The organism is Henriciella aquimarina, from assembly GCF_002088975.1.
Taxonomy (GTDB): Bacteria; Pseudomonadota; Alphaproteobacteria; order Caulobacterales; family Hyphomonadaceae; genus Henriciella; species Henriciella aquimarina.
In genome coordinates, this window is the sequence record NZ_NCST01000061.1 from 46,058 (window position 1) to 70,016 (window position 23,959).

20 protein-coding genes are annotated in these 23,959 nt (G+C 62.4%); 13 read left to right on the forward strand and 7 right to left on the reverse strand.

Features of this window, described 5'->3' with window-relative positions:
• The first annotated feature begins 56 nt into the window (after positions 1-56).
• Entirely contained in the window at positions 57-2,048 is a 1,992-nt protein-coding gene (locus tag B8784_RS08720; protein ID WP_084397482.1) for a protein meaA, read from the forward strand.
• Here B8784_RS08720 and B8784_RS08725 read toward each other — a convergent pair.
• The 3 genes from B8784_RS08725 to mltF form a co-directional block, all read right to left on the reverse strand.
• Positions 2,045-3,127 (reverse strand): hypothetical protein, encoded by a 1,083-nt coding sequence (locus B8784_RS08725; protein WP_084397484.1) that lies wholly within the window; start codon positions 3,125-3,127, stop codon positions 2,045-2,047. The two genes, B8784_RS08720 and B8784_RS08725, sit on opposite strands and share 4 nt — an antisense overlap.
• 162 nt (positions 3,128-3,289) lie before the next feature.
• The gene (locus tag B8784_RS08730; protein ID WP_143435380.1) at positions 3,290-3,595 is read right to left on the reverse strand and encodes a hypothetical protein; all 306 of its coding nucleotides are present in this window, start codon (positions 3,593-3,595) and stop codon (positions 3,290-3,292) included.
• 125 nt (positions 3,596-3,720) lie between these two features.
• Positions 3,721-5,103 (reverse strand): membrane-bound lytic murein transglycosylase MltF, encoded by a 1,383-nt coding sequence (gene mltF, locus B8784_RS08735; protein ID WP_084397488.1) that lies wholly within the window; start codon positions 5,101-5,103, stop codon positions 3,721-3,723.
• A gap of 242 nt (positions 5,104-5,345) precedes the next feature.
• Here mltF and B8784_RS08740 point away from each other — a divergent pair, with 242 nt between their 5' ends.
• Positions 5,346-6,665, forward strand: coding sequence for an MFS transporter (locus B8784_RS08740; protein WP_084397491.1), 1,320 nt, complete (start codon positions 5,346-5,348; stop codon positions 6,663-6,665).
• A gap of 76 nt (positions 6,666-6,741) precedes the next feature.
• On the forward strand, positions 6,742-8,115 hold the full coding sequence (gene rimK / locus B8784_RS08745) for a 30S ribosomal protein S6--L-glutamate ligase (RefSeq protein WP_084397493.1): 1,374 nt from the start codon (positions 6,742-6,744) through the stop codon (positions 8,113-8,115).
• Here rimK and B8784_RS08750 read toward each other — a convergent pair.
• Positions 8,112-9,368 (reverse strand): multidrug effflux MFS transporter, encoded by a 1,257-nt coding sequence (locus B8784_RS08750; protein WP_084397743.1) that lies wholly within the window; start codon positions 9,366-9,368, stop codon positions 8,112-8,114. The two genes, rimK and B8784_RS08750, sit on opposite strands and share 4 nt — an antisense overlap.
• Positions 9,369-9,630: 262 nt before the next feature.
• Here B8784_RS08750 and B8784_RS08755 point away from each other — a divergent pair, with 262 nt between their 5' ends.
• Entirely contained in the window at positions 9,631-11,418 is a 1,788-nt protein-coding gene (locus B8784_RS08755; protein ID WP_158085638.1) for an alpha/beta hydrolase, read from the forward strand.
• Here B8784_RS08755 and B8784_RS08760 read toward each other — a convergent pair.
• Positions 11,392-11,997 (reverse strand): DUF924 family protein, encoded by a 606-nt coding sequence (locus B8784_RS08760; protein ID WP_084397495.1) that lies wholly within the window; start codon positions 11,995-11,997, stop codon positions 11,392-11,394. The two genes, B8784_RS08755 and B8784_RS08760, sit on opposite strands and share 27 nt — an antisense overlap.
• A complete protein-coding gene (gene ubiG, locus B8784_RS08765) occupies positions 11,994-12,752 on the reverse strand; it encodes a bifunctional 2-polyprenyl-6-hydroxyphenol methylase/3-demethylubiquinol 3-O-methyltransferase UbiG (RefSeq protein ID WP_084397745.1) in 759 nt (252 codons plus the stop codon). The genes B8784_RS08760 and ubiG overlap by 4 nt, the downstream gene beginning before the upstream one ends.
• Before the next feature lie 126 nt (positions 12,753-12,878).
• On the opposite strand from ubiG, the gene B8784_RS08770 reads away from it, so the two are divergent.
• From B8784_RS08770 to B8784_RS08780, 3 genes are all read left to right on the forward strand, one after another.
• Positions 12,879-14,126, forward strand: a complete 1,248-nt coding sequence (locus B8784_RS08770; protein WP_084397497.1) for an aspartate kinase — start codon at positions 12,879-12,881, stop codon at positions 14,124-14,126.
• Positions 14,127-14,152: 26 nt separating this feature from the next.
• Positions 14,153-16,432: a phosphoenolpyruvate--protein phosphotransferase gene (gene ptsP / locus B8784_RS08775; RefSeq protein WP_084397499.1), complete on the forward strand. Its 2,280-nt coding sequence runs from the start codon at positions 14,153-14,155 to the stop codon at positions 16,430-16,432.
• 90 nt (positions 16,433-16,522) lie between these two features.
• Positions 16,523-17,425, forward strand: a complete 903-nt coding sequence (locus B8784_RS08780; protein ID WP_084397501.1) for a helix-turn-helix domain-containing protein — start codon at positions 16,523-16,525, stop codon at positions 17,423-17,425.
• 82 nt (positions 17,426-17,507) lie between these two features.
• Here the strand turns inward: B8784_RS08780 and B8784_RS08785 are convergent, their stop codons facing one another.
• Complete coding sequence (locus B8784_RS08785) at positions 17,508-17,984, reverse strand: pilus assembly protein N-terminal domain-containing protein (protein WP_143435383.1); 477 nt, start codon at positions 17,982-17,984, stop codon at positions 17,508-17,510.
• Positions 17,985-18,290: 306 nt separating this feature from the next.
• Between B8784_RS08785 and B8784_RS08790 the strand changes: the two genes are divergently transcribed.
• From B8784_RS08790 to B8784_RS08815, 6 genes are all read left to right on the forward strand, one after another.
• A complete protein-coding gene (locus B8784_RS08790) occupies positions 18,291-18,470 on the forward strand; it encodes a Flp family type IVb pilin (protein ID WP_084397505.1) in 180 nt (59 codons plus the stop codon).
• A gap of 132 nt (positions 18,471-18,602) precedes the next feature.
• Positions 18,603-19,100: an A24 family peptidase gene (locus B8784_RS08795; protein ID WP_084397507.1), complete on the forward strand. Its 498-nt coding sequence runs from the start codon at positions 18,603-18,605 to the stop codon at positions 19,098-19,100.
• A 106-nt stretch (positions 19,101-19,206) separates the two neighbouring features.
• Positions 19,207-20,031 carry a Flp pilus assembly protein CpaB gene (gene cpaB, locus B8784_RS08800; protein WP_158085639.1) on the forward strand — a complete coding sequence of 275 codons (825 nt, stop codon included), beginning with the start codon at positions 19,207-19,209 and terminating at the stop codon, positions 20,029-20,031.
• Positions 20,031-21,602 (forward strand): type II and III secretion system protein family protein, encoded by a 1,572-nt coding sequence (locus B8784_RS08805; protein WP_084397512.1) that lies wholly within the window; start codon positions 20,031-20,033, stop codon positions 21,600-21,602. Before cpaB ends, B8784_RS08805 begins: the two co-directional genes overlap by 1 nt.
• Before the next feature lie 6 nt (positions 21,603-21,608).
• Positions 21,609-22,319 carry a CpaD family pilus assembly protein gene (locus B8784_RS08810; protein ID WP_084397514.1) on the forward strand — a complete coding sequence of 237 codons (711 nt, stop codon included), beginning with the start codon at positions 21,609-21,611 and terminating at the stop codon, positions 22,317-22,319.
• Positions 22,320-22,349: 30 nt separating this feature from the next.
• Positions 22,350-23,717 carry an AAA family ATPase gene (locus B8784_RS08815; RefSeq protein ID WP_084397516.1) on the forward strand — a complete coding sequence of 456 codons (1,368 nt, stop codon included), beginning with the start codon at positions 22,350-22,352 and terminating at the stop codon, positions 23,715-23,717.
• Positions 23,718-23,959 lie beyond the last annotated feature (242 nt).

Sequence of the window (23,959 nt, forward strand, 5' to 3'; positions counted from 1 at the left end):
TGCCCTCCTGCCATGTTCGGTCCATGTTGCGCCGCAATAAAAAACGGAGGGTAGCGATGACAGAACGGGCCTATCAGCACGACCCGGACAGGCCGTGGATATTCCGGACCTATGCCGGCCATTCGACGGCGGAAAAGTCGAATGCGCTCTATCGCAGCAATCTCGCACGCGGGCAGACGGGGCTTTCCATCGCGTTCGACCTGCCGACGCAGACCGCCTTCGACAGCGACCATGTGCTCGCCAAGGGCGAGGTCGGCAAGGTCGGCGTGCCGGTGAGCCATCTGGGTGACATGCGCACGCTGTTCGACGGTCTGCCGCTGGAGGAGATGAACACCTCCATGACGATCAACGCGCCGGCGGCCTGGCTGCTGGCGCTCTATGTGGCGCTGGCCGATGAGCGCGGCGACGACCGCAAGAAACTGCGCGGCACGACCCAGAACGACATCATCAAGGAATACCTCTCGCGGGGGACCTATGTCTTCCCGCCGGCGCCCAGCATGCGGCTGATCGCGGACATGGTGAGCTGGTGCTATACAGAAGTTCCGAAATGGAACCCACTTAATGTGTGCTCCTATCACCTGCAGGAAGCGGGTGCGACCCCACAACAGGAGCTCGCTTATGCGCTGGCGACGGCGTGCGCGGTCCTGGATGCGGTGAAAGAAGGCAAGCAGGTCCCGGAGGAGGACTTTCCGACCGTCTTTGGCCGCATCTCCTTCTTCGTGAATGCCGGGGTCCGTTTCGTAACGGAACTTTGCAAGATGCGCGCTTTCGTCGACCTCTGGGAGGAGATCGGCCGGGAGCGTTATGGCGTCACCGACGAGAAGGCGCTGCGCTTCCGCTATGGCGTGCAGGTCAACTCGCTCGGTCTCACCGAGCAGCAGCCGGAAAACAATGTCTACCGCATCCTGCTCGAGGCGCTCGCCGTCACCCTGTCGAAGCGCGCGCGCTGCCGGGCCTTGCAACTGCCGGCCTGGAACGAGGCGCTCGGCCTGCCGCGCGAGTGGGACCAGCAATGGTCGCTGCGCCTGCAGCAGATCCTCGCCTATGAGACCGACCTTCTCGAATATGAGGACCTGTTCGACGGTAGCCATGTCGTCGAGGCCAAGACCGACGAGTTGAAGGCCGGCGCGCTCGAAGCGCTCGAGGAGATCGACGGCAAGGGCGGGGCCGTCGCCTCGGTCGAATTCATGAAGCAGCAGCTGGTCGGCGCCCATGTTGACCGGATCCGCAACATCGAGACCGGCACGATGACGGTCGTTGGCGTCAACCGCTATGAGGAAAGCGCCGACAGCCCGCTCAGCGCTGGCGAGGCGATGATCGAAACGGTCGATCCGCTGCTCGAGGCCGAGCAGGTCCGCGCGCTGAAAGCCTGGCGGGCCGATCGCGACCAGGCCGCTGTCGACGCGGCGTTGGCTGCGCTCAAGACTGCCGCCGAAAACGGCGAGAATATCATGGAGCCCTCCATTGCCGCGGCAAAGGCCGGCGTCACCACCGGTGAGTGGGGCGGGGCGCTGCGTGAGGTGTTCGGCGAATATCGCGGGCCGACCGGCGTCGCGCTGACGGTCGAGGCCGGTGGCGACGAGGACATCGAAGCCACCCGCAAGCGCGTCGAAACCGTCTCCGAGGCGCTCGGGCGCCAGCTCACCTATGTGCTCGGCAAGCCGGGCCTCGACGGCCATTCCAATGGCGCCGAACAGATTGCCAGCCGGGCGCGCGCCTGCGGCATGAATGTCGTCTATGAAGGTATCCGCTTTACCCCGGAAGAGATCGTCGCCCAGGCCAAGGCGGCGGATGCCCATGTCATCGGGCTTTCCATCCTGTCGGGCAGCCATCTCGACCTTGTGCGCGACACGCTCGCCGAAATGCGCAAGGCCGGGCTGGAAAACGTGCCGCTCGTCGTCGGCGGCATCATCCCGATGGAGGATGAGCGCGCGCTGAAACAGATGGGCATCGCAAAGGTCTACACGCCGAAGGATTTCCGCATCACCAACATCATGAGCGACGTGGTCGACGTGGTCGAAGGGGCGTGGCTGGAGCGGGTGAGCTAGTCCGAGGGCCAGGCGTGAAGGTAGACCTGTCTTGCGGTGTGCTCATAGGCTGAGAGCACGGTGGGTATCTCTTCGTGCGGGACGCCGAAATCGTAATTGATATAGAGGCCATCGCGGATTTCGTAGCGCACCTGGCAGCGATACACGGGGGTATCTTCCGCGAACGGAATGCATGCGACAGTGACTGGATGGCCTGAGGGGGTCGTGGCTTCGTCTGCGAAGATGAACTTGCTCTTATGGGGCTCCACTCCTTTCCTAGCTGCGCGTCTGGTATGAATGGCATTGAGCCCGTCATTCTCTCGCGCTTCTGCGTAAAGTCCGAAGCTCGTGACCTTGCCGCTGAACCAGTCATTTATGTCTTGATGGGCCGTCTCAAAGCTGAGGGAGCGGGGTACGAAAGTGTCCCGCTCATCATTGTCTGTGCGGCAATACTCCTCCTCCCAGCGGGCAAGTTCGGCCGGGCAGTCATGGCCCAGGCGGGTCGTTGAGACGATTTCGAAGCCGGTCAGCCGGAGGGGACTGGTCCCGTTTTCCGTGAGCTCGCAAGCGAGCCGCTGATCGGTCGGACCCGTCAGGTCGAGCCGATCGTGATAGGAGGGCACGTCATAGCCCTCCTCGAGGTCGAGGCTCAACTGGGCCATCAATGGCAGGCGCGTCTGGTGGCCATCGAGGGAAACTGGAAGCTGCGCCTCAAGGCAGGCTTGCGCTGGCGGGCGCCGGGCGAATTCCAGCTGCAGCCAGATCCACCCGTAAAATCCCGCCGGAGCGAAGAATGGCAGGAGTTCAAGCACAAAGGTTCGCGACCGTCTCCAGCCGAGCCATTGCTTCAGGCCCAGGGTGGCGAAGCGGCCTACTGCCGCGCCAACGAGCATGAGGCAGACGGTAAAGTAGATTGCCATCGTGATTGCCGCACCGGCATTGGAGTCCGGGTCGCCGATGGTCTGGCCGAGATCGAAAACCCACATGCCGCCGAGAATGAGGACAGGGATGGCTGTCAGCAGGCCGTAGGATATCCAGCCTCTCGAAAAGAGAGGCGCGGTGCCAAGCGCCAGGCAAATCAGCAGGACAAGAGCGAGCATGGCTGCCCCCACAACTAGATAAACAGGCGCCCCTTATGGTTGAGCGGTGTGAAGTTTCCATGACTCCTGATTGGCATTGTCAGGGCAATCGCCAGACAGGAGCGGACGCTGACCTGCCGGGAGAGGAGGGCCGGTCTCAAAGAGGCAATCGCTTCGTCGCTCTCACGACATGATCGCCGTCATCAGCACTGCCGGGTAGAGGAAGGGTAACATTTCGATTGGAAATATGACGCTTCGTTTCCACCCGAACCGGCGTTCCAGTAAAAGCGTCGCCAGTCTTCCTGTGGTGGCGCACCCGAAAAGGATGCCGGCGAGCGCAAATGTGGGCAACGCGAGTGTCACGGAGACATCCGGTTGCAGGTCTCGCGCCTCTGGCAAAAGTCCCAATGCCCACAGGGCCACGAGAAAGGTGAGCGATATTGCGGACAGGACCCGCCACGAACCCCAATCCGAGGCAAAAAGCGGCATGAATGCCAACGGTATATAGATCAGGGAGATGAAGAATATGATTGCGACCACATAGTCAGAGTGATCGCAGAAATTGAACTATTCGTGTTTCCGAAGTGATTTGTTCAGGGCAGGCTGAGTTCAACTCAGACCGGCACGTTGGCGCGCAGCATGTTGTAATAGTCGCGCACCTTACGGACATAGCGCACCGGCTCGTAGCCGCGTGCATAGCCATGGCGCAGGGTGGAATAATACTGCTTCTTCGACAGCAGGGGCAGGATGGTTTCCAGGTCGGTCCAGCTGTTCTTGTCGAGGCCGCGGCGTTCGGCGAGGCGCCGCGCGTCATAGATGTGGCCCATGCCGATATTATAGGCGGCGAGCGCAAACCAGGTCCGGTCCTCGCCCTCAACGCCGTCCGGCAGGCGGTCATAAAGCCGCTGGAGATAGCGCGCCCCGCCATCGACGCTCTGGGCCGGATCGTTGCGGTCCTCGACGCCAAGCTCGCGCGCGGTCGGCAGGGTCAGCATCATGATACCGCGCACGCCGGTCGGGCTGACGGCCTGCGGGTCCCAATGGGATTCCTGATAGGCTTGGGCGGCCAGCAGGTGCCAGTCGAAGGCCGTGTCGGCAGCAGCCGTTTCAAAATAGGTGCGATACTCCGGCAGCCGGTCCTCGACGCGTTCGACGAAACGCAGGACCTCGACATAGTCGAACTCGTCGAGATGCCCGAACCAGCGTTCGTCCAGTGTCTCCAGAAGGCCGCTGGCGTGGGCCTGCGAGAACCAGCTGTCCAGCGTTTCGTCCATGCCGCCGAGCTTGGAATTGTAGATCCAGCCAAGCGGCTTGTCGGTCGACAGCGACATCGGGATAACCAGATCCGGATAGAGCCGGCGGGCATATTCGGCGATATGGCTGTCGGCCACCGTGCAGTCGATGCGGCCCTTGGCGACCGAGACGAGCATTGGCATGGCCGAGCCGGCTGCGCGCGCCTTCCATTTCAGCTGCGGGTGGTCGGTCTTCAGGCGCTTCAGCGTTTCGACATAGGCGGAATCCTTCATCACCGTGAGATTCACACCGGTGAGTTCATCCAGGTCGACCGGGGCCGGGCCATCCTGATGGCAGACGAGGCTTTCCTCGACATTCTTGTAGGCGGGGCCATAGCTGACGCGCGCGGCGCGCAGGTCCGTGATGGTCAGGCCGGCGGCGGCGACATGCCCTTCGCCATTCTCGATGGCGGCGATCAGCGCGCCGATATCCTCCATGGCGACAAAGCGGGGCGTTACGCCAAGATCTTTGGCAAAGGCCTTGATCATGTCGACCTCATAGCCCATCGGCCCATCGTCTGCTTCACGATAGGTCGTCGGGCCCTTGAGGGTCAGCACGACGAGGTTGCCGCCTTCCTTGACGGTCTCGATCGTCGTTGAATCGGTGACAAGTGCCGCGTCCTGGGCGGGCCGGCACTGGGTAATGCCAAGTCCCGCAAGGAGGGCCGCCCCGGCCGCAAGGCCAATGCGGAATTTCTTATCCATACGTTAACAATGGGACGAAATAGCAAATGTTCAATTAATATGGGTACGATTTTCAGGAGAAGAGCGTGCCCGCGGACCCATCCGGAGCGTCCTTAACGCGCTGTCTGGCTTTCGGGGTATTCATGCAAATGATTTGCTATTAGGTAATTCAGCGCCGCCCAGGCCGCTCTCAGGGGCGAAAGACTCTGGATAGCGGCACGGAAGACATATGATCACGGGTTACCCGAAGGGAGGGGGAAGCCATGTCCACCACGTCCACTGGACCCATTGATATCGACGGTCTGATCGACTCCAGGCCGATCGGCGCCATGCAGTGGCGCGTCGTCGCCTTGTGTTTCGTCCTCGCCATGGTCGACGGCTTCGATGCCCAGAGCATCGCCTATGTCGCGCCCGTCCTGGCCGATGAGTTCTCCCTCGGGCCGGATGTCATGGGCCAGCTGATTTCCTCGGCCCTGGTTGGCCTGATGGCGGGCGCCTTTGTCGGCAGCCCGATTGCCGACCGGCTGGGCCGGCGCCCGGTCATCATGCTGTCGGTGCTGATGATGGGTGTGTCATCGCTCCTGACGGCGGTTGCGCAGACCGAGGCGGAGCTCTTCATCTACCGCTTCCTGACCGGGCTCGGCCTTGGCGGCGTGATGCCCAACATCAATATCCTGACGGCGGAATTCGCTCCCGCACGGCGCCGCGCCTTTCTGATGACCAGCATGTTTGTCGGCTTCCCGATCGGCACGATCGTCGGCGCGCTTTTCGCTGCGGGCCTGATCAACATGTTCGGCTGGCCGTCGATTTTCGTTCTGGGCGGCGTGATCCCGCTGGCCATGGTGCCGCTCCTGTTCTTCATGCTGCCGGAATCCCCGCGCTTCCTCGCTTTGAAAGGACGCCGGCCCGACATGCTCGCGGGGATCGTCAACAAGATTGCGCCGGAGGCCGGGGCGACTCCGCAAAGCCAGTACGTGACTGTCGCGCCCGAGGGCGGCAGCATCGGCGCACTCTTCACGCAGGGGCGTACCCTGGTGACGCTTTTGCTATGGCTGGTCTTCTTCGCCAATTTGCTGACGCTTTACGCCATCTTCGGCTGGATGCCGTCTGTGCTCGAGGCAGCCGGCTTCCCGCTTGAGCGCGCCATTCTGGCGACCATCCTCTTCAGCATCGGCGGTGTCGTGGGCGGTCTTCTGATCGCCGCCGCCGTTGACCGCTATGGCGCCTTCCGGACCATGACGGCCACCTTTGCCGCCGCGGCCCTGTCCGTCGCGCTGATCGGGCAATCGACCGCCTCGCTCATCCTGGTCCTGATCACGCTGTTCCTGTCGGGGGCCACCGTCATGGGCAGCCAGTTCGGCATCAATGCCATGGTCGGCGACAGCTATGATACCAATGCCCGGGCGACCGCGCTCGGCTGGGCACTGGCCGTCGGACGTGTCGGGGCGATCATCGGGCCGATCATGGTCGGCGCCGCGCTTGCCTCGGCTCTGCCGCTGCCATCTCTCTTCCTGCTGGGCGCCGTTCCGATGCTGATCGCGGCCGTGGCCGTCTTCGTGGTGGGGCGCCTCAACACGACGTGAAGGCCTGCGCATACAATTTCACTTGCAGGACGGCGCCTCTTCGATGAGAGGGCCCTGAGCGAGTGGAGAATAGACCATGGCAGACACGGTTGAGCTGGGCTGGGAAGAATGGGTCGCCCTGCCGGATCTCGGTCTGCCGGCGGTCAAGGCAAAAGTCGATACCGGCGCGAAGACCTCCGCCCTGCATGCGGAACTGATCGAACCGTTCGGCAAGCCCGGCGCCCCGCAGGTGCGCTTTCTGATCCGGCCCGACCCGGACCGGCCCAATCTCGAAGTTGTCTGCAAGGCACCTGTCGTGGACCGCCGGGACGTCACCAGCTCCAACGGCCAGACCGAACTTCGCTATGTCATCGCGACCAGCATGCTGATCGGCAATGTCCAGCGCACGATCGAGGTTACGCTGACCAATCGCGAGACCATGTCCTATCGGATGCTGCTCGGGCGGGGCGCGATCGGTGACAATGCCGTGGTGCTGCCCGGTCGCTCCTTCATCCAGCCGAAGCTCGACTACAGCCTCTACGACACGCTGAAGACCAAGGCCCCGGCCGAGCGGCCCCTGCGCCTGGCGCTGCTGACGCGGGAGCCGGACAACTACTCCTCCAAGCGCCTGATGGAAGCGGCCCGCGACCGTGGCCATGTCATCGACCCGATCAACACCTCGCGCTGCTATATGAAGATCGAGGCGCGCGCGCCGGAAATCCATTATGATGGCAAGACGCTGCCCTTCTACGATGCGGTGATCCCGCGCATCGGGGCCTCGATGACCAATTATGGCATGGCGGTGCTGCGCCAGTTCGAGGCGATGGGTGCATGGTGTCTCAACCCGCCTGCCGCCATCGGGGCCTCGCGCGACAAGCTGCTCGCCCACCAGCTTCTCTCACAGGCCGGCATCGCCATGCCGGTCACCGCCTTTGCCCATTCGCCCAAGGACACGAAAGACCTTGTCCGCCTCGCCGGCGACGGCCCTGTCGTTCTGAAGCTGCTGGAGTCGACGCAGGGGCGCGGGGTCGTCCTGGCGGAGACCAAGAAAGCCGCAGAGAGCCTTGTCGATGCCTTCCGGGGCCTCGATGCCAACTTCCTCGTCCAGCAATTCGTCAAGGAAGCCGCAGGCGCCGATGTGCGCTGCCTGGTCATCGGCGGCAAGGTGGTTGCGGCAATGAAGCGTCAGGCGCCGGACGGCGAGTTCCGCTCCAACTTGCACCGCGGCGGAAAGGCTCAGGCCATCAAGCTGACGCCGGCGGAAAAGAAGATCGCGGTCACAGCGGCCAAACGGCTCGGCCTCAACATTGCCGGGGTCGACCTCTTGCAGTCGAAGGCCGGCCCGGTTGTGCTCGAGGTCAACTCCTCGCCGGGCCTGGAAGGCATCGAGACGGCGACGGGCAAGGATGTCGCCGGCAAGGTCGTCCGTCTTCTGGAGGCGCGCGTCCGCACCTTGAGCCAGAAGCGCTAGAGCGCATCCTCGCGCGTGCCGAACAGCTTGCCGCGTTCGGTGACCAGCACGATGACAAGGCAGGTCAGGCCGAGCCCGATATAACCTTCGAGGATCGGCACGACACTGCCGTCGAAGCGGCTTGCGACCATCCAGCCGAAGAAGCTCGCGACCGTTGTCGTCATGAAGCCATAGGCGGCCGAGCCCGTCCCGGCGATCCGCCCGAGCGGCTCCATGGCCAGCGAGGAGAAGTTCGCGCCGATCATGCCGAAGCAGGCAAAGGTTACCGCGAAGAGCGGGTAGAAGATGGCCAGCTTCTCACCGACGGTCATCATCAGGACCGTGTTCAGGCTGGAAATCGCCAGGAAGACGAGCAGCACGGTGTGGCTGACCCGCCGTTGGCCGAGGCGCTCGACAATGCGGGAGTTCATGAAGTTCGCGCCCGACATCACACACGCGATCCCGGCAAACCAGAGCACGAAAGTGTCGGTCTTGTCGAAGACATCGCGGAAGACCTGTTCCGACGAGGCGACATAGGCAAAGAGCGCCCCGAACAGGACACCGCTGGCACACATATAGCCCAGCGTCTCCCGCGTCGTGACGACGGTGCGGTAAGCCCGGAAGGAGGCCTTGAAGTTCAGCGGCTGGCGGTTGTCGGCCGACAGTGTTTCGGGTAGCCGCATCCAGATCCAGATGAACATGCCGATCCCGGCGAGGCCGAGCACGCCGAACGTCCATTGCCAGGAAGCCAGCAGCATCACGCCCTGGCCGACCGACGGCGCGAGAATGGGCACGACCATGAAGACCGTCATGACCAGCGACATGATACGCGCCATGGCGCGCCCGCCCATCAGGTCGCGCACCACCGAGACGGCGATCACGCGGATGCCGGAGGCGGCAATGCCCTGGAAGAAGCGCGTCGCCAGCAGCATGGTAAAGCTCGTCACGCCCATGCAGAAGAAAGCAGCGATCGTGTAGGCAACGATACAGCCGAGTACGACCCGCTTGCGCCCGAAACTGTCGGAGACCGGCCCGAAGACGAGTTGCGGGGCCCCGAATCCGGCGACATAGGCGAAGATGACGAGCTGTTGGTCATTCTCCTGCTGCAGCGAGTAGGAGCGCGCAATGTCGTGCAGGGCCGGCAGCATGGTGTCGATGGCCAGCGCGTTCAGCGCCATCATCGCGGCAATCATGCCGACGAACTCCCATAGCGGCAATGGAAGGGTAGGGCGGGCCAGGCCGGCCGCCGGAAGGGACGCATCATCGCTGCGCATGAAAAAACCGCCTTGGGACGTTAGAAGAACGCCTATCTGGTCATCCATGCCTGAAACGGCAACAGGCGGAACCGGCTTTTTTGCTGGTCCCGCCTGTCCCTCTGCATGCGTCCCTCGCACTGCATTACAGTTTATACAGTCTCTATTGCATTCACGGTTAATAGCTCGCATCATCAAAATTGATGATGTGTCTGAAGTTTTGTCACGTAATCACGCGATTGCGGACAGAGCTGGCATGTCGGGGGACAGGGGGAGCAGGCAGGTGTCCGAGCCATCTGGTAAGCGCAATATGGGCGACAGGGTCGTCGAGGAGACCTATGCGACCACGCTCGATCCAGAGCGTTATGAAGCCCTGTTGGGCGCCTGGTATGCCTATATCGCCAGCCTGCCTGAAAACAGCAGCGACGACGCCTTTCGCACCGATAGCGTCAGTGCGCATTTCCAGCGCGCGCTGGCCATTCTCGACCGGATGGGCCGGGCGGAACAGCGCGAGGAAACCGCGCGGCGTATCGCCGGCCAGATGCCCGGCCCGGCGCTGGTCATGAAGGCGGATGGTGAAATCCTGAACGTCAACAAGGCCTGCCTCGACCTGCTCGGGGGCCATGAACCCGCCCGTCTGGCCGATCTCGAGCTCGATGGTCCCGCGATGGAAACCCTGCGTGCCTGGCTGAAGCCGAACGCCGCCCCCGATGCCCAGGAGTCCTTTCTTTTCCTGCCAAGCAGTTTTGGGCCGAACGGCACGGTATCCCGGCTGCTGCTGACGCGCATCAGTCTCAATTCCGGGCCGGGGACCGCCAATGAGGATGCCACGCTGATGGCGGCGGTCGACATCCATCTCGACCAGACCATGGGCGACCGGCTGATCGAGATCTACGGCTTCTCCGCGGCCGAGCTCGATGTGGCCTTCAGGCTGGTTCGCGGCGAGGCGCCTGAGCAGATTGCCCGGGCGCGCTCTGCAAAGCTCGCAACGGTGCGCACGCAGATCCGCGCCATCCTGACCAAGCTCGACGTCTCCAGCGTGACGGATGCGGTGCGTGAACTCGCCAGTTTCGGGGCGACCATGAATACCGCCCAGGCCATTGCCCGGCAGGCCCCGGCCATGCGCAGCATCGACCGCTGGCGCACCCAGCACCACATGACCCTCTCGGACGGGCGGCGTCTGGCCTGGGTCGAGCAGGGCGATCCCTCAGGCCGGCCGGTCCTGTTCCTGCATCACCTCTATCTCGGGCCGAACTGGACCGAGCCGAGCGTGGAATCGCTGGCGCGTCAGGGCTGGCGGGTCATCGCGCCCTCCCGGCCCGGTTTCGGATTGTCGGATGCCGCCCAGGCGGCCTCACCGGATGAGCGCATCGACCTGGCCACCGATGCCTGCATCGAGTTGCTCGACCGGCTCGCCATCCGCCGCGTGATCGTTCTTGGTCATGCCAACGGGATGATCCACGCCCAGGCCTTTGCGGCGCGCTGGCCCAACCGCACGCGGGGGCTGCTTTCCATTGGAGGGGAGACCAGCTGGGAAGACGGGATGGAGCAGGACTTCCCCTGGCAGCACAAGATCGTGGCGACCACCATGCTGCGTGCGCCCTCTGCCATCGGTTTTATCGCGCGGGCCACGGTCGCCTTCATCGATGGCGGGCGTGAGGATTTCCTGCTCAGGACGCTGCACCGGGACTCGCCTCTGGAGCAGCGCATCACCCGGCGTCCCGAGGTCAAGGAAATCATCATGGAAGGCTTGCGCCATACCGTGCGCCAGGGTGCCAACGGGCTGGTTGCGGAAATCCGTCTCGCCCTGACCGACCGGCGCGATGTGGCCCGAAAGGTGAGCTGCCCCTTCCGCATCATTCACGGGCTTGAGGACAATGTCTTCAAGCCGTCCATGTTCGACCTCTTTGCCAGCACGGTGCCCGGGGTCGAACTCATCCCGGTCGAAGGGGCCGGGCAGTATCTTCTCTACAGCCACTGGCCGGCGGTCATTCAGGAGATGGAACGGCTCTGGCGCGACACGGCCGTCCAGCGCCCGGGTGGCCTAAAAGCCGGCGCCGGGCTGGCTTAGATAGGCCTGCTCCTCGCGCGTGGAGGCACGCCGCAGCACACTGTTGCGGTGAGGAAAGCGGCCGAACTCTTCGATCACCTCAAGATGCGCGACGGCATAGGAGCGAACATTCTCGGCAAACGGCTTGAACCCCTCGCGGGCATCGGCCACCAGCTTGTCGAACAGTTCGACCGAGCGGCGCTGATCGGCGAGATCCTCGGAATGCTCATAGGGCAGATAAAGGAAGACGCGTTCGCTCTCTGACAGCCCTTCATCTTCGCGGCGTCCGACCCCCTCCTTGGCAAGTGCCAGGGCCAGCGGATCATGCTTGAAGGCAAAGCGGTGGTCGCGAAAGATATTCCGGCTGAACTGGTCCAGCACGATAATGGCGGCGAGGCGCTCGCGGGGGCCGCGGGCTGCCCAGTCCTGGGCCAGGCCGGCGGCGAGATCGGCCAGGGTGGAGACGAAGGTCTTCGCGATCTCCTGATCGGTCTCGAAGCTTTTCTGGAACCAGAGCTTGCCTTTCTCTTCCAGCGTCTCCGGCGAGGCGGCCGTATCGCCAATCCAGTAGTCGAGAACGGTTTCGGGCGTCACGGTCATGATGCGGGCTGATCCTTCGGGCGTCTTGCCACAATCATGTAGTTCACCTTGTCGTCGCTGGACAGCCGCCACTTGTCCGCGATCGGATTGTAGCTCACCCCCTGCGGCGCCTCGGGCACGAGACCGGCCGCCTTGAGCGGATGCGACACCTCTTCGGGGGTCAGGAATTTCGAATATTCATGCGTGCCGCGCGGCAGCCAGCCAAGCACATATTCCGCCCCCACAATGGCCAGCGCGAAGGCCTTGGGCGTGCGGTTCAGCGTGGCGGCGATCATCAGCCCGCCGGGCCGGACCAGCGTGGCGGTGTCCTTCAGGAACTGGTCGGGATCGGCCACATGCTCCATCACCTCCATGTTGAGGACGATGTCGAAAGGCTCGATCGCCTCGTCCAGCAGGCCTTCGGCGGTACCGGCGCGATAGTCGATGGTGAGGCCGGATTCGCGGGCATGCGTCATCGCGGTCTTGATGTTTTCCTCACCCGCATCGACCCCGGTGACCGACGCGCCGAGGCGAGCCATGGGCTCGCTGACCAGTCCGCCGCCGCAGCCAATGTCGAGCAGCCGCAGCCCTTCGAGTGGCTTCCGGGCGCGCTCGTCGAGGCCGAAATGGGCCACGGCGGTGTCCCGGATGAAGCCGAGACGGACGGGGTTGAACCGGTGCAGTGATCGCAACTTTCCCTTCGGATCCCACCATTCAGCGGCCATCGCGGAAAATTTTGCCACTTCATCGGTGTCGATGCTGGGTGTGCGGAGCATTTCCTGCCGGGTTTCTGCTATTTCATCCATATCTTTAGCAAACCTGTTTGCGCAATCGCCTCTGGGCGACTAAAGAGGCGCGCGAAATCACTGATGCATTAAATGGGAAGGCTTCGCAGCGAGGCAATGCAGCGCACAGTCCTGAAATTCGGCGGCACCTCTGTCGCAGACCTCGATCGCATCGCGCATGTCGCCGATATTGTGGCCTGGCGCGCGAAGCAGGGCGAGAACCTCGCCGTGATCGTTTCGGCCATGGCCGGCGAGACCAACAAGCTTGTGGGCTATGCCCGCGGCGCGGCTGGCGAAGCGCTGACGGGCACGAACTTCGATGACGAATACGATGTCGTCGTTTCCTCCGGCGAGCAGGTGACCAGCGGGCTGCTGGCCCTTGCCCTGCGCAAGCGCGGCCTGAAGGCGCGCAGCTGGCTCGGCTGGCAGCTCGCCATGAAAACCAGTTCCGCCCATGGCAGCGCGCGGATCGAGGGCTTCGAGAATTCCGGCCTTGGGGACGCGATGGACACGGGCGAGATCGCCGTGATCGCCGGCTTCCAGGGCGTCACCGATGACGGGCGCATCTCCACGCTGGGACGCGGCGGCTCCGATACGAGCGCTGTCGCCGTGGCCGCTGCACTGGGCGCGGAGTCGTGCGACATCTACACCGATGTCGACGGCGTCTACACGACCGACCCGCGCATCGTGCCGCAGGCGCGCCGTCTGGAAAAAATCTCCTATGAGGAAATGCTCGAAATGGCCTCGCTGGGGGCGAAAGTCCTCCAGACGCGGTCGGTCGAAATGGCCATGAACCACCAGGTCAGGGTTCGTGTGCTCTCAAGCTTCGCCGAGCCCGGCGAGACCAATCAGGGCACTTATGTCTGCAGTGAGGATGAGATCGTGGAAAAGCAGGTCGTCAACGGAGTTACCTATTCACGCGACGAGGCGAAGATCACACTCTTCGGGGTGGAAGACAAGCCGGGTGTCTCGGCACGCATCTTCTCCCTGCTGGCCGATGCGGGCGTCAATGTCGACATGATCGTCCAGGCCAATGCCCGCGGGCCGGAGCGCGCCAATATGGTGTTCACCTGCACCAGCGCCGACAGCACGAAGGCCGAGCAGCTCCTGCTCGATCACAAGGCGGAAATCGGCTTCGAGAATATCTCGGTGGCCCGCGACGTGGCTAAAGTTTCTGTCATCGGCGTCGGCATGAAAAGCCATACCGGTGTCGCAGGGACAATGTTCGATGCGCTCTACAAGAAAGGCATCAATATCGATGTGATTTCGACGTCCGAGATCAAGATATCGGTGCTCATCGATGCGGCCTATACCGAACTCGCCGTACGGGCCCTCCACACCGCATTCGGGCTTGACGCAGCGTAGCCATAGCGGCCAATTGCGGGCACGCCATGCCCCAGACCTTTTCCGTCCCCAGGCTCCTTATCAACCGTCTTCGCGAGGTCATGGCGGGCGATATGGAAGCCGATACCCGCCTGCAGAAGGTGGTGACCCTCATCGCAGGGACGATGGTCGCCGACGTGTGCTCGATCTACAAGCGCACCGACGATGACGAGCTGGAGCTTGTGGCGACCGAGGGCCTGTCGGTCTCGGCCGTCCACCAGACGCGCATGGCCCTCGATGAGGGCCTGGTCGGCCAGATCGCGCTCTCGGGCGAGCCGCTCTCCATTCAGGATGCCCCGCGCCATCCGGCTTTCTCCTACCGCCCTGAGACAGGCGAGGACCCGTATCACGCCTTCCTCGGCGTGCCGATCCTGCGCGGCGGGCGGGTTATCGGTGTCCTGACCGTGCAGAACCGCACTGAGCGGATCTATGAAGAAGACGAGATCGACAGCCTTCAAACCATCGCCATGGTGCTGGCGGAGGTCGTCGCGGCCGAAGCTCCCATCCTGGCCGCGAGTGCTGCCCAGCGGGAGGCCCGCCCGGTCAATCTGAAGGGGCGCATCCTGTGCGACGGGCTGGGCCTGGGTATCGCTCGCCTGCACGATCCGGTCGTCTCCCCGGCACGTTATTTCACCGAAGACCCGGAAGCCGAGGTGCGGCGCCTGCGCAGGGCGTTGGAAACGCTGCGCGGGTCGCTTGAGCGGATGCTGGCCAGCGATGTCAGCGCGATCTTCGGCGAACCGCGCGAGGTGCTTGAAGCCTTCAAGATGCTGGCCAATGATCCGGTCTGGGCCATGCGGCTGGAAGAGACGGTAAAATCGGGCCTGTCGGCCGAAGCCGCCGTCGACCGCTCCCGCCGGGAACACAAGGTCAAGCTCGAAAACGCGCACGACCCGTATCTGCGCGAACGCCTGCACGACCTCGAAGATCTGGACAACCGGTTGCTGCGCATCCTGGCGGGCAATGACGGCTCGGCCGCGCATGACCATTCCGGCGAAGAGAATGGCGACCGGCGCGAAGTGCTGATTGCGCGCCGGCTCGGTCCGGCTGAACTGCTTGAATATCGCGATTCCGGGCTGGCCGCGATTGTGCTGGAGGAAGTCGCCCCGACGAGCCACACCGCCATTGTCGCGCGGGCGCTCGACATCCCGACAATTGGCGGGGTGGGCGCCCTGAACAGTGTCATCGCACCGGGCGATCAGGTTATCGTCGATGCCGAGCAGGGCACGCTCCATATCCGTCCCGACGAGGGACTGCTGGATGCCTATGAGACCCGCAGCGTTCTGCGCACCGAACGTCAGGCGGCTTTCCAGGCCCTGCGCGAGCAGCCCTCGCGCACCCGGGACGGGGTCGAGATCAGCCTGATGCTCAATGCGGGCCTCGCCATCGATCTGGACTCGCTGGGCCAGACCGGGGCCGATGGCATCGGGCTGTTCCGCACAGAGTTCCAGTTTCTGGTCTCCGACACGCTGCCCAAGATCGATGCCCAGATCGAGCTTTACCGCAACGTGCTGGACTATGCCGGTACCAGGCCGGTTTATTTCCGCACGCTGGATCTCGGCGGCGACAAGCTCTTGCCGAACGCTTCGACCGAGACCGAGGAAAACCCGGCGCTTGGCTGGCGCTCGATCCGTTTTGCTCTGGACCGTCCCGGCCTGTTTCGCCGTCAGCTGCGCGCGCTCGTGCGGGCCGCCGATGGCGGGCCGCTCGCCGTGATGTTCCCTATGGTGACGATCGCCGAAGAGTTCTTCGAGGCGAAAGCGATCCTCATGGACGAGATCGAGTGGAGCCGGGCGCGCGGCTATTCCGCGCCTTCCCAGCTGCGCGTCGGCGCCATGCTGGAAGCGCCTGCCTTTGCGTTCGGGCTGGAAGAAGTGGCCGGCGAGATCGATTTCATCTCCATCGGGACGAATGACCTCCTGCAGTTCTTCAATGCTGCCGATCGCATGGTCCCGGCTGTCTCGGAACGCTACGACATCGTCTCCCGGCCGGTGATGCGCTTCCTGGATGGGATCAAGCAGCAGTGTGACCGTCTGGGCATTCCGGTCTCCGTATGCGGTGAGGTTGCCTCCCATCCGGTCGAGGCGCTTTGCCTGCTTGGGCTGGGCTACCGGGCGCTTTCGATGCCGGCGGCTGGCATTGGTCCGGTGAAGCGCATGCTCCGGTCCGTTGATCTGTCTGCTTTTTCCGAACCCTTCCGCGAAGCGGTGCACACGTCGAACGGCTCGTTCCGTAACGAAGTGTTAGCCATCGCCAGAGTACAGGAAATAGCTGTATCCGACGGCTGAAATAGACCGTTCGGACGATGCAGGGGTATGGTATAATCCCTGCACTGGGTGATATAGGCCCCGTTTGCCGAGAGAAACCGGACATCCGTCATGAGCGATGACGAACGCGAAAACACCGAAGACAGGATCGAGGACTCTTCCCCCGAAACCCGTACGGCTGCGCCGGAAACGGGTGCGGAAGAGGATTCAAACCTGATCGACGCGTTCACCGCTGGCGGACGTTTACGCGCGGCGCGTGAGGCGCGCGGTCTATCGATTGAAGATGTTTCGAAGAAGATCCTGATCAATCGCCGGATCCTCGAAAGTCTGGAACAGACCATTCAGCCACCGGACCATGATATGCGCCGCACTCGCATTGTGGCCCGCGCCTATGCGACCGAGCTTGGTCTCGATCCGGACATGGTGCTTGCCGATTTTCCGGTCGAGGAGGAAAAGGATCTCGCCACGGCGATCCCGAAATCTTCCGTGACTGTCAGCGAACGCAAGCGCGGGCGCTATCTGATCCCGGTCTCGATCGCGGCCGGTCTGGTCGTGGCCGCGGGAGTCTCCGTGATCATGCTGACCCCGGGGCAAACCGCTGAAACCCGCAATACGCCATCGGTCGCCGAGCGGGTCATGGCCGTCAATACAGCCCAGGAAAGCCTGTTTGCCCCCGAGCCGCTGACCAAGGACCCGACCGCGGGCAAGATCGACCTGTCGATTGTCGCGCTAAGGCCGGCCTGGATCGAGGTGCGCGGGGCCGACGGGACGATCTTCCGCAGCCGCATGATGGCCAAGGACGAGGCCTATTATCCCCGCGTTGGGGCCGGCTGGACCGTGACCGTCCAGGACGCCAGCGCCTTCCAGTGGCGTATTGACGACGAACCGGCCGGGCGGATGGCCGAAGAGGCTGTGCCGGTCTATTCCGCAAGCATCGATGAAGCCGCTGCTCTTGCCGCCGAGCAGAGAAGCCCGGCGCTCGCGACCACATCCAACAGCCGCCCGGCGCGCTAGCAGCCTGTCTTTTCATTGCCAAGAAAAAAGCCAGCCTTGTGGGGCTGGCTTCTTCATATTGAGGTTAGGCGAACGAGCCGTTCTAGCGGCCTTCCGTCAGCGCTTTGGTTCGCTCGGCCTGGCTGACAGCTTTGCCGAAATGTTCGTCGTTGTCCCCGATCATCGGGGTGTCGCGGCAGTCGCTGGTGCAGTTGTAGGTGTAGGCCGAGCCGGCCCGGTTTACTGTCACCAGGTTGGCGGAATTCACGCTCACGACGACGTCGGTCGAAAGAATGATGTTGTTGTCGCTATCCAGGATCAGAAGGTTGGTGGTGCCGAAAGACTTGCCTGTCAGGAAGACGAGTTGGGGATCGGCGACGGCGACATCGGCAATATTCTGATTGCCGATCACCACACTCGAGGCCGCTTTGGACAGGCGTACCGGCTTGGTCGTGCCGCTTTCCACTTCTATCTGCTGGGCTGCGGCGGTGGTGCAAATCAGCGCTGCGCTGGCGGCAGCGGCAAAGGATTTCACGGGAAAAGGCATGTGCCGCTCCTTGGCTGGATCTTCACGCGCCACACTCGTTCAAGAAGGTTTCGCGATCCCTAACACAATACATGCGCGTGAGAGACGGGCAGAGTGGTTCGGGGGTACCGCTCGGCAAGGGTTTGTCAATAAAATTTGGCCTAATCCGTTGATATTCTGTCAAGTATATAAACCTGCGATGGGGTATTGATGGAGGAGAGTTAATAAAACGCAGATCAGTGTTCACGAATTTTGTGGGTCAGTTTACTTGATATTCAGCGCTCTCGTCTAGAACGGTCAGTGTTCCGGCAAAAACGGAAATATCGGAACGCAAGTAACTGCATGATGATGGAGTCTCCAATGCAAAAATTCGCACGTCTGTTCAAGAATGAGTCTGGTGCCACCGCTATCGAGTATGGCCTGATCGCTGCCCTGATCGCTGTTGCGATCATCGGCGCTGTCGGCGCCCTGGGCTCGAGCACCAGCGGTCAGTTCAACAACATCGCCAATGCGATTGCTGACCCGGCTAGCGCTACCTAATAAGCGCTGGATCGAGCAAAACGATGAGAGAAGCCGCCAGGTCCGCCTGGCGGCTTCTTTCATATCTGGCAAGCAAGCCTTCAGACTTTTCGCCTAGAACGGGTCTGTCGTTAATCCGGGGACTGATCGGACATGGTGGAATTTCTGTTTGCCTTCGTTTTCGTCGCGCTCTGTGTATATGCCGCACTCAAGGATCTTGAGACGCTGACGATCACGAACGGCCTCAATGCCGCGATCGCCTTCCTGTTTATTCCCGCTGTGATTGTCGCTGCTCCGGGGTGGGGCCTGACGGGCGCGCATCTCGCAACAGGGATGGTGGCGTTCGTGATTTCGGTCTTTCTGTTCGTGTTCGGTGTTTTCGGCGGCGGTGATGCGAAGATGATCCCGGGCGTGATGCTGTGGCTCGGGCCGGCGGCGGTGATGCCTTTTCTGATGGTCATGGCGGTGGCTGGCGGCGTTCTGGCGCTGTTTGTGATTCTCGCCCGCCGCCTTGTGCCTGCGACCGCAGCTCCCGGTTTTGCGCATGAGACGATGCAGGCCGGGAATGGCGTGCCTTACGGCGTCGCTATTGCAGCGGGCGCCATCTGGTGCGCGCCGCTCTCGCCGCTGCTGCAACCGCTGGGGATCTAAGAATTTCAAGAAGTTAACTATGCATTAGGCGGTCAATGCAAATGTCCGGCTCGAGATTCCCGGGATCTAAAGGGATTGAATCGAGAGGGCGGTTTCCATGTCTCCAATGCGTTTGATCATTCTGCTGGTTGCTGCTGCGGCGGCTGTCGGCGCAGCGCTGCTTGTCCGGGACATGTCGAGCCAGTCCGCCCCGGACCCGTCTAGCGGCGACCCGGTTGTCATTGAAAAGGAAGTCGAGGTTTCTTCGACCAAGGTTCTGGTGTCGCGCTTTGACAGCCGCGTCGGCTCGCTGCTCACACCGGACGATTTCAGGTGGGCCGACTGGCCGGAAAAGGCGGTGCATGCCGGCTACTTCACCCAGGCCAACCAGCCCGACGCGATTGAGGAACTCTCCGGCAGCGTCGTGAAGTCGGCCCTGCTCGAAGGCGAGCCAATCGTCAGTCAGAAGATCGTCAAGAAGGGTGAGACCGGCTTCATGGCCGCGCTGCTCAGCCCGGGCGAGCGCGCCATCTCGGTCGAGATCTCGCCGGAAACGGCCTCGGCGGGTTTCATCCTGCCCGACGATCATGTCGATGTCATCCTGACCTTTGAAGCCCAGATCATGGGAGACCGCGGGCCACGCGAATCCACTTCTACGCGCACCATTATCGAGAATGCCCGTGTTCTCGCCATTGATCAGAGCTTTGGCGAGATGGACGGTCAGGCGGTGCTTACCGGCTCTACGGCCACGCTGGAGCTTGAACCGAAACAGGCCGAGCTTCTGGCGCATGCCAGCCGGCTGGGCAGCATCTCGCTGGCCCTGCGCAGTGTCGCTGACGCCAACGAGAATGACGGCGTGACAAAGGCAGAGACCGATTTGCTGAGCGGGGGCGGTAACATGGGCAATGCAGTCAGGGTCTTCAAAAACGGAAGTGTGGGCGGGGGAAGCTAATGTTCAGTATGCGGCACATTCTGGCTGGGCTGTGCGCCACGGCCTGCTGCGGCGCGCCATTCGCCGCGCACGCCCAGAACATGATGGGCGTTTCTGTAATGGAGCCGGGCGAAACCAATGTTTCGCGTTCGATCAAGCTGGGGCTTAACAAGTCGACCGTCATTGAGCTTGACCGGGCCGTTGCCGACGTCGTCATTACCAATCCGGATATCGCCGACGCGGTCGTGCAGACATCCCAGCGGCTGATCTTCCGCGGTGTCGAAGTCGGCGAGACCAATGCCTTCCTGTTCGACCGGCAGGGCAATCCGCTGCTCAATCTGGAGATTATCGTCGACGCCGATACAGGCGCGCTCGAGAAATTGATCTCGCGTTACGTGCCCGACTCCCGCGTGAAGGTCGAAAGTGTCGGCGGCAACATCGTCGTTTCCGGCAATGTCGATAACCTCATGCAATCGGATCAGGTGATGCGGCTGGTCAAGGCCTATGCCGGCGGCGGCGATGAGGTCGAGCCGGTCAACATGCTCTCGGTGGCGGCCAAGGACCAGGTCATGCTGGAAGTCCGCGTCGTCGAGATGCAGCGTAATGTGGTCAAGCAGCTTGGCATCAACCTCTCGGGCTCGACGAATTTCGGCGACCTCGCCAATATGGTCGAGAAGCAGCTTTTTGCAGATCTCCCGGGCGATGGAATCGATGGCCCGGTGGATACGGGGACGACAACTCTCGTTCCCGGGCCGCCATGGTCCAACAATGTCGGTATCAGCAGCGCCAATGGCTTCAACGTGGCTGGTAACTCGCTGGGCGGTCTGTCGACCGATATCGGCTATACCAATTATGTCGATGGCAACCTGCAGTCGTCAGCCGGCGCCGCCATTGATGCGCTCGAGCGGGTCGGGGTGGTGCGCACTCTGGCCGAGCCGAACATCTCCGCGGTCTCGGGCGAAAGTGCGAATTTCCTGGCAGGCGGCGAATTCCCGGTTCCGGTTGGGCAGGACAATAATGGCCGTATCTCGATCGAGTTCAAACAGTACGGGGTTGGCCTCGCTTTCACACCGGTGGTCCTGTCTGAGGGCCGCATTTCGCTCAAGGTTTCAACCGAGGTCTCGGAGCTGACCAATCAGGGCTCCTTCCAGGGCCAGTCGGTTGCCGGCACGGATGACCAGGGCAATATCATCACCGCGCAGACGCTTACCATTCCGGCGCTCACAGTGCGCCGCGCGGAAAGCACCGTGGAGCTGCCGAGTGGCGGCTCGATGATGATGGCAGGCCTGATCCAGAGCCGCTCGCGCCAGTCCCTCGACCAGCTGCCTGGGCTGAAGAAGCTTCCAATTCTTGGGGCGCTCTTCCAGTCTCGCGACTTCATGAATGAAGAGACTGAACTGGTAGTCATCATCACGCCCTATCTCGTCGATCCGACCCAGAAGGGCAAACTGCGGACTCCTGCGGACGGCTATGCCAATGCCTCGGACCCGAAAACCATCTTCTTCGGCAAACTGAACGCCATGTACGGCAAGGACGGCAAAGGCCTGTCGAAAGAGAATTACAACGCGCCAGTCGGGTTTATCGAGGAATAGGAGGCCATGATGCGTCGGCTGAACACTTTCATCATCTCCATGGGCCTGGTCTCGGCGGCCGCCCTCACCGGCTGCGCCTCTGACGACAAGAGCGGCCCGGTGCCAAGAGCCTACCTTGAAGGCACCACGCTCGACCGCAACCCCATCGGTGTGGCCGAAAAAACGGCCTATCTCGAGGTGAAGCTCAACCCGCTCGACTCGCATTTGCGCCTGGAAGAAAAGGCGAAGATCCGAGCCTTTGTCGCGGACTACAAGCAGCACGGTCACGGCCCGATCATCATGTCCCTGCCGGAGAACCAGGCGAATGAGGAACTGGCGGTAAAGGCGGTTGCCGAAGCGCGCGAGATCGCCTGGTCGGCCGGTGTCGGTTATGAAGAAATTCGCGGCAGCGCCTATGACGCGCAGGGCAATGACGGGGCGCCCGTCGTGCTGGCCTTCAAGGCCTATGAGGCGATTGCGCCGGACTGTCCGCAAAAGTCCGAAATCGACTTTTCAAATGCCATGTCGAACAACGACATGCCGACGCTGGGCTGCTCGATCCGTACGAATATGGCGGCCATGATCGCCGACCCGGCTGATCTGCTTGGCCAACGCCCGCTGGACGAAGGCGATCTGGCCCGCCGGGTCGCCCAGCTCGAGCTTTATCGGGAAGGGCAGACAACAGCGGCTGAACGCAGCCAGGATGAGACCGGATCGGTCTCGACGGCGGTGAATTAGGGGTAGGACGCGCCTTTTGGGGATAGCCTGATGAGCAACGAAAACGCAATGTTTGATGACGAGTTCGATATCGAATTCGACGACACCGCCGAGAGCGAGGGCGGTGGGAACGACCTGATCGGTCAGCTGACCGGCGCGCCTGTCGATGCGCCCTACAAGGATGTCGAGCAGGGCGTTGTTGTTCCGCCCATGAACAATTTCCATGGCGGTGACCCCGCCATCCCGGCCATTTCCGTGCTGGCTTTCCACGAGAAGAACAGCACACGGGACATGATGGAAAAGGTCGCCCATGACCGGCGCATGATCAACACCACGGTCGAGATCCATGATGGCGGCATTCCCGCTGCAATCGAACACCTTGCCCATAATCCCACGCCCAACCTGCTGATCGTGGAATCTTCGGCGCAGACGCCGGTGATGATCCAGCAGATCGACGATCTTGCGGCCAATTGCGAGGAAGGCGTCCAGGTCATGGTGGTCGGTGAGATGAACGATATCTCGCTTTACCGCCAACTGGTCGCGCGCGGGGTCAGCGAATATCTCGTTCCCCCGGTCGAGCCGGTCCAGATGGTGCGCTCGATCAGCACCCTGTTTACCGACCCGGACGCGCCTTTCGTCGGCAAGTCGATCTCGGTCATCGGCTCGAAAGGCGGTGTCGGCTCGTCCACCATCGCGCACAATCTTGCCTGGGCGCTGGCCGAGAATGCGATGGTCAATACCTCGCTGGTCGACCTCGACCTTTCCTTCGGCACGACGTCTCTGGACTTCAATCATGAGACCCAGCAGACCATCGCCGATGCGCTGCTATCCCCGGACCGCACCGATGACGCCGTGATCTCACGCTTGCTGGCCAAGGCGACCGACCGGCTGTCGCTGTTCACGGCACCGGCCAGCGTCAACCAGATCATGGACATCGACTCCCAGTCCTATTCGATGGTGATCGAGGGCGTGCGCCGGTTGATGCCGTTCGTCGTGCTCGACCTCCCGCATGGCTGGTCGGACTGGATCTACAACACGCTGGTGACGTCCGACGAGGTCATCCTGGTCTGCCAGCCAGACCTCGCCTCCCTGCGCAATGGCAAGAACATGATCGACCAGCTGAAGTCGCAGCGGCCGAACGACAATCCGCCAAAGCTGATCATCAATATGGCTGGCGTGCCGAAGCGCCCGGAAATCCCGGTGAAGGACTTTGCCGCCGCCATCGAGGTGGAGCCGGAAATCATTCTGCCTTTCGATCCGCAGCTCTTCGGCACCGCGTCGAACAAGGGCCAGATGATCTCCGAGACCGACCCGCAATCCAAGCCGTCACAGGCGATCGATCATCTCGCTTCCCTGCTGTCTGGCCGCGAGACGGTGCAGACCAAGAAATCCTTCCTCAAGAAACTCCTTGGAAAGTAGCCTGGAGTAGGAATTAACGCATGTCCTTTGGCAAACGTACAGCAACCGCTCAGCAGCCGGCGCCCGCCCAGCGCCCGGCGCAGCCGCCTGCTGCCAAGCGTCCTGCCGATCCTGCGAAACCGGCCGCAAAACCAGCCGGGAAAGCACCAGAGCAGCGTCGTCCCGCCAGCCCGCAGAAGCCTGGCGACACTAAATCGGGGATGCCCATAGGCCCCGGGGGCAAACCGGTAGCGCTGAAGCCG

Excerpts from the sequence above, each read along its gene's own strand:
- ubiG (WP_084397745.1), bottom strand. The coding sequence starts at position 12,752 with ATGCTCCGCACACCCAGCATCGACACCGATGAAGTGGCAAAATTTTCC.
- rimK (WP_084397493.1), top strand. The coding sequence starts at position 6,742 with ATGGCAGACACGGTTGAGCTGGGCTGGGAAGAATGGGTCGCCCTGCCG.
- cpaB (WP_158085639.1), top strand. The coding sequence starts at position 19,207 with ATGCGTTTGATCATTCTGCTGGTTGCTGCTGCGGCGGCTGTCGGCGCA.
- B8784_RS08790 (WP_084397505.1), top strand. The coding sequence starts at position 18,291 with ATGCAAAAATTCGCACGTCTGTTCAAGAATGAGTCTGGTGCCACCGCT.
- B8784_RS08725 (WP_084397484.1), bottom strand. The coding sequence starts at position 3,127 with ATGCTCGCTCTTGTCCTGCTGATTTGCCTGGCGCTTGGCACCGCGCCT.
- B8784_RS08730 (WP_143435380.1), bottom strand. The coding sequence starts at position 3,595 with ATGCCGCTTTTTGCCTCGGATTGGGGTTCGTGGCGGGTCCTGTCCGCA.
- B8784_RS08770 (WP_084397497.1), top strand. The coding sequence starts at position 12,879 with ATGCAGCGCACAGTCCTGAAATTCGGCGGCACCTCTGTCGCAGACCTC.
- mltF (WP_084397488.1), bottom strand. The coding sequence starts at position 5,103 with ATGGATAAGAAATTCCGCATTGGCCTTGCGGCCGGGGCGGCCCTCCTT.
- B8784_RS08760 (WP_084397495.1), bottom strand. The coding sequence starts at position 11,997 with ATGACCGTGACGCCCGAAACCGTTCTCGACTACTGGATTGGCGATACG.
- B8784_RS08740 (WP_084397491.1), top strand. The coding sequence starts at position 5,346 with ATGTCCACCACGTCCACTGGACCCATTGATATCGACGGTCTGATCGAC.
- B8784_RS08720 (WP_084397482.1), top strand. The coding sequence starts at position 57 with ATGACAGAACGGGCCTATCAGCACGACCCGGACAGGCCGTGGATATTC.
- B8784_RS08750 (WP_084397743.1), bottom strand. The coding sequence starts at position 9,368 with ATGCGCAGCGATGATGCGTCCCTTCCGGCGGCCGGCCTGGCCCGCCCT.
- B8784_RS08780 (WP_084397501.1), top strand. The coding sequence starts at position 16,523 with ATGAGCGATGACGAACGCGAAAACACCGAAGACAGGATCGAGGACTCT.
- B8784_RS08805 (WP_084397512.1), top strand. The coding sequence starts at position 20,031 with ATGTTCAGTATGCGGCACATTCTGGCTGGGCTGTGCGCCACGGCCTGC.
- B8784_RS08795 (WP_084397507.1), top strand. The coding sequence starts at position 18,603 with ATGGTGGAATTTCTGTTTGCCTTCGTTTTCGTCGCGCTCTGTGTATAT.
- B8784_RS08815 (WP_084397516.1), top strand. The coding sequence starts at position 22,350 with ATGAGCAACGAAAACGCAATGTTTGATGACGAGTTCGATATCGAATTC.
- ptsP (WP_084397499.1), top strand. The coding sequence starts at position 14,153 with ATGCCCCAGACCTTTTCCGTCCCCAGGCTCCTTATCAACCGTCTTCGC.
- B8784_RS08810 (WP_084397514.1), top strand. The coding sequence starts at position 21,609 with ATGATGCGTCGGCTGAACACTTTCATCATCTCCATGGGCCTGGTCTCG.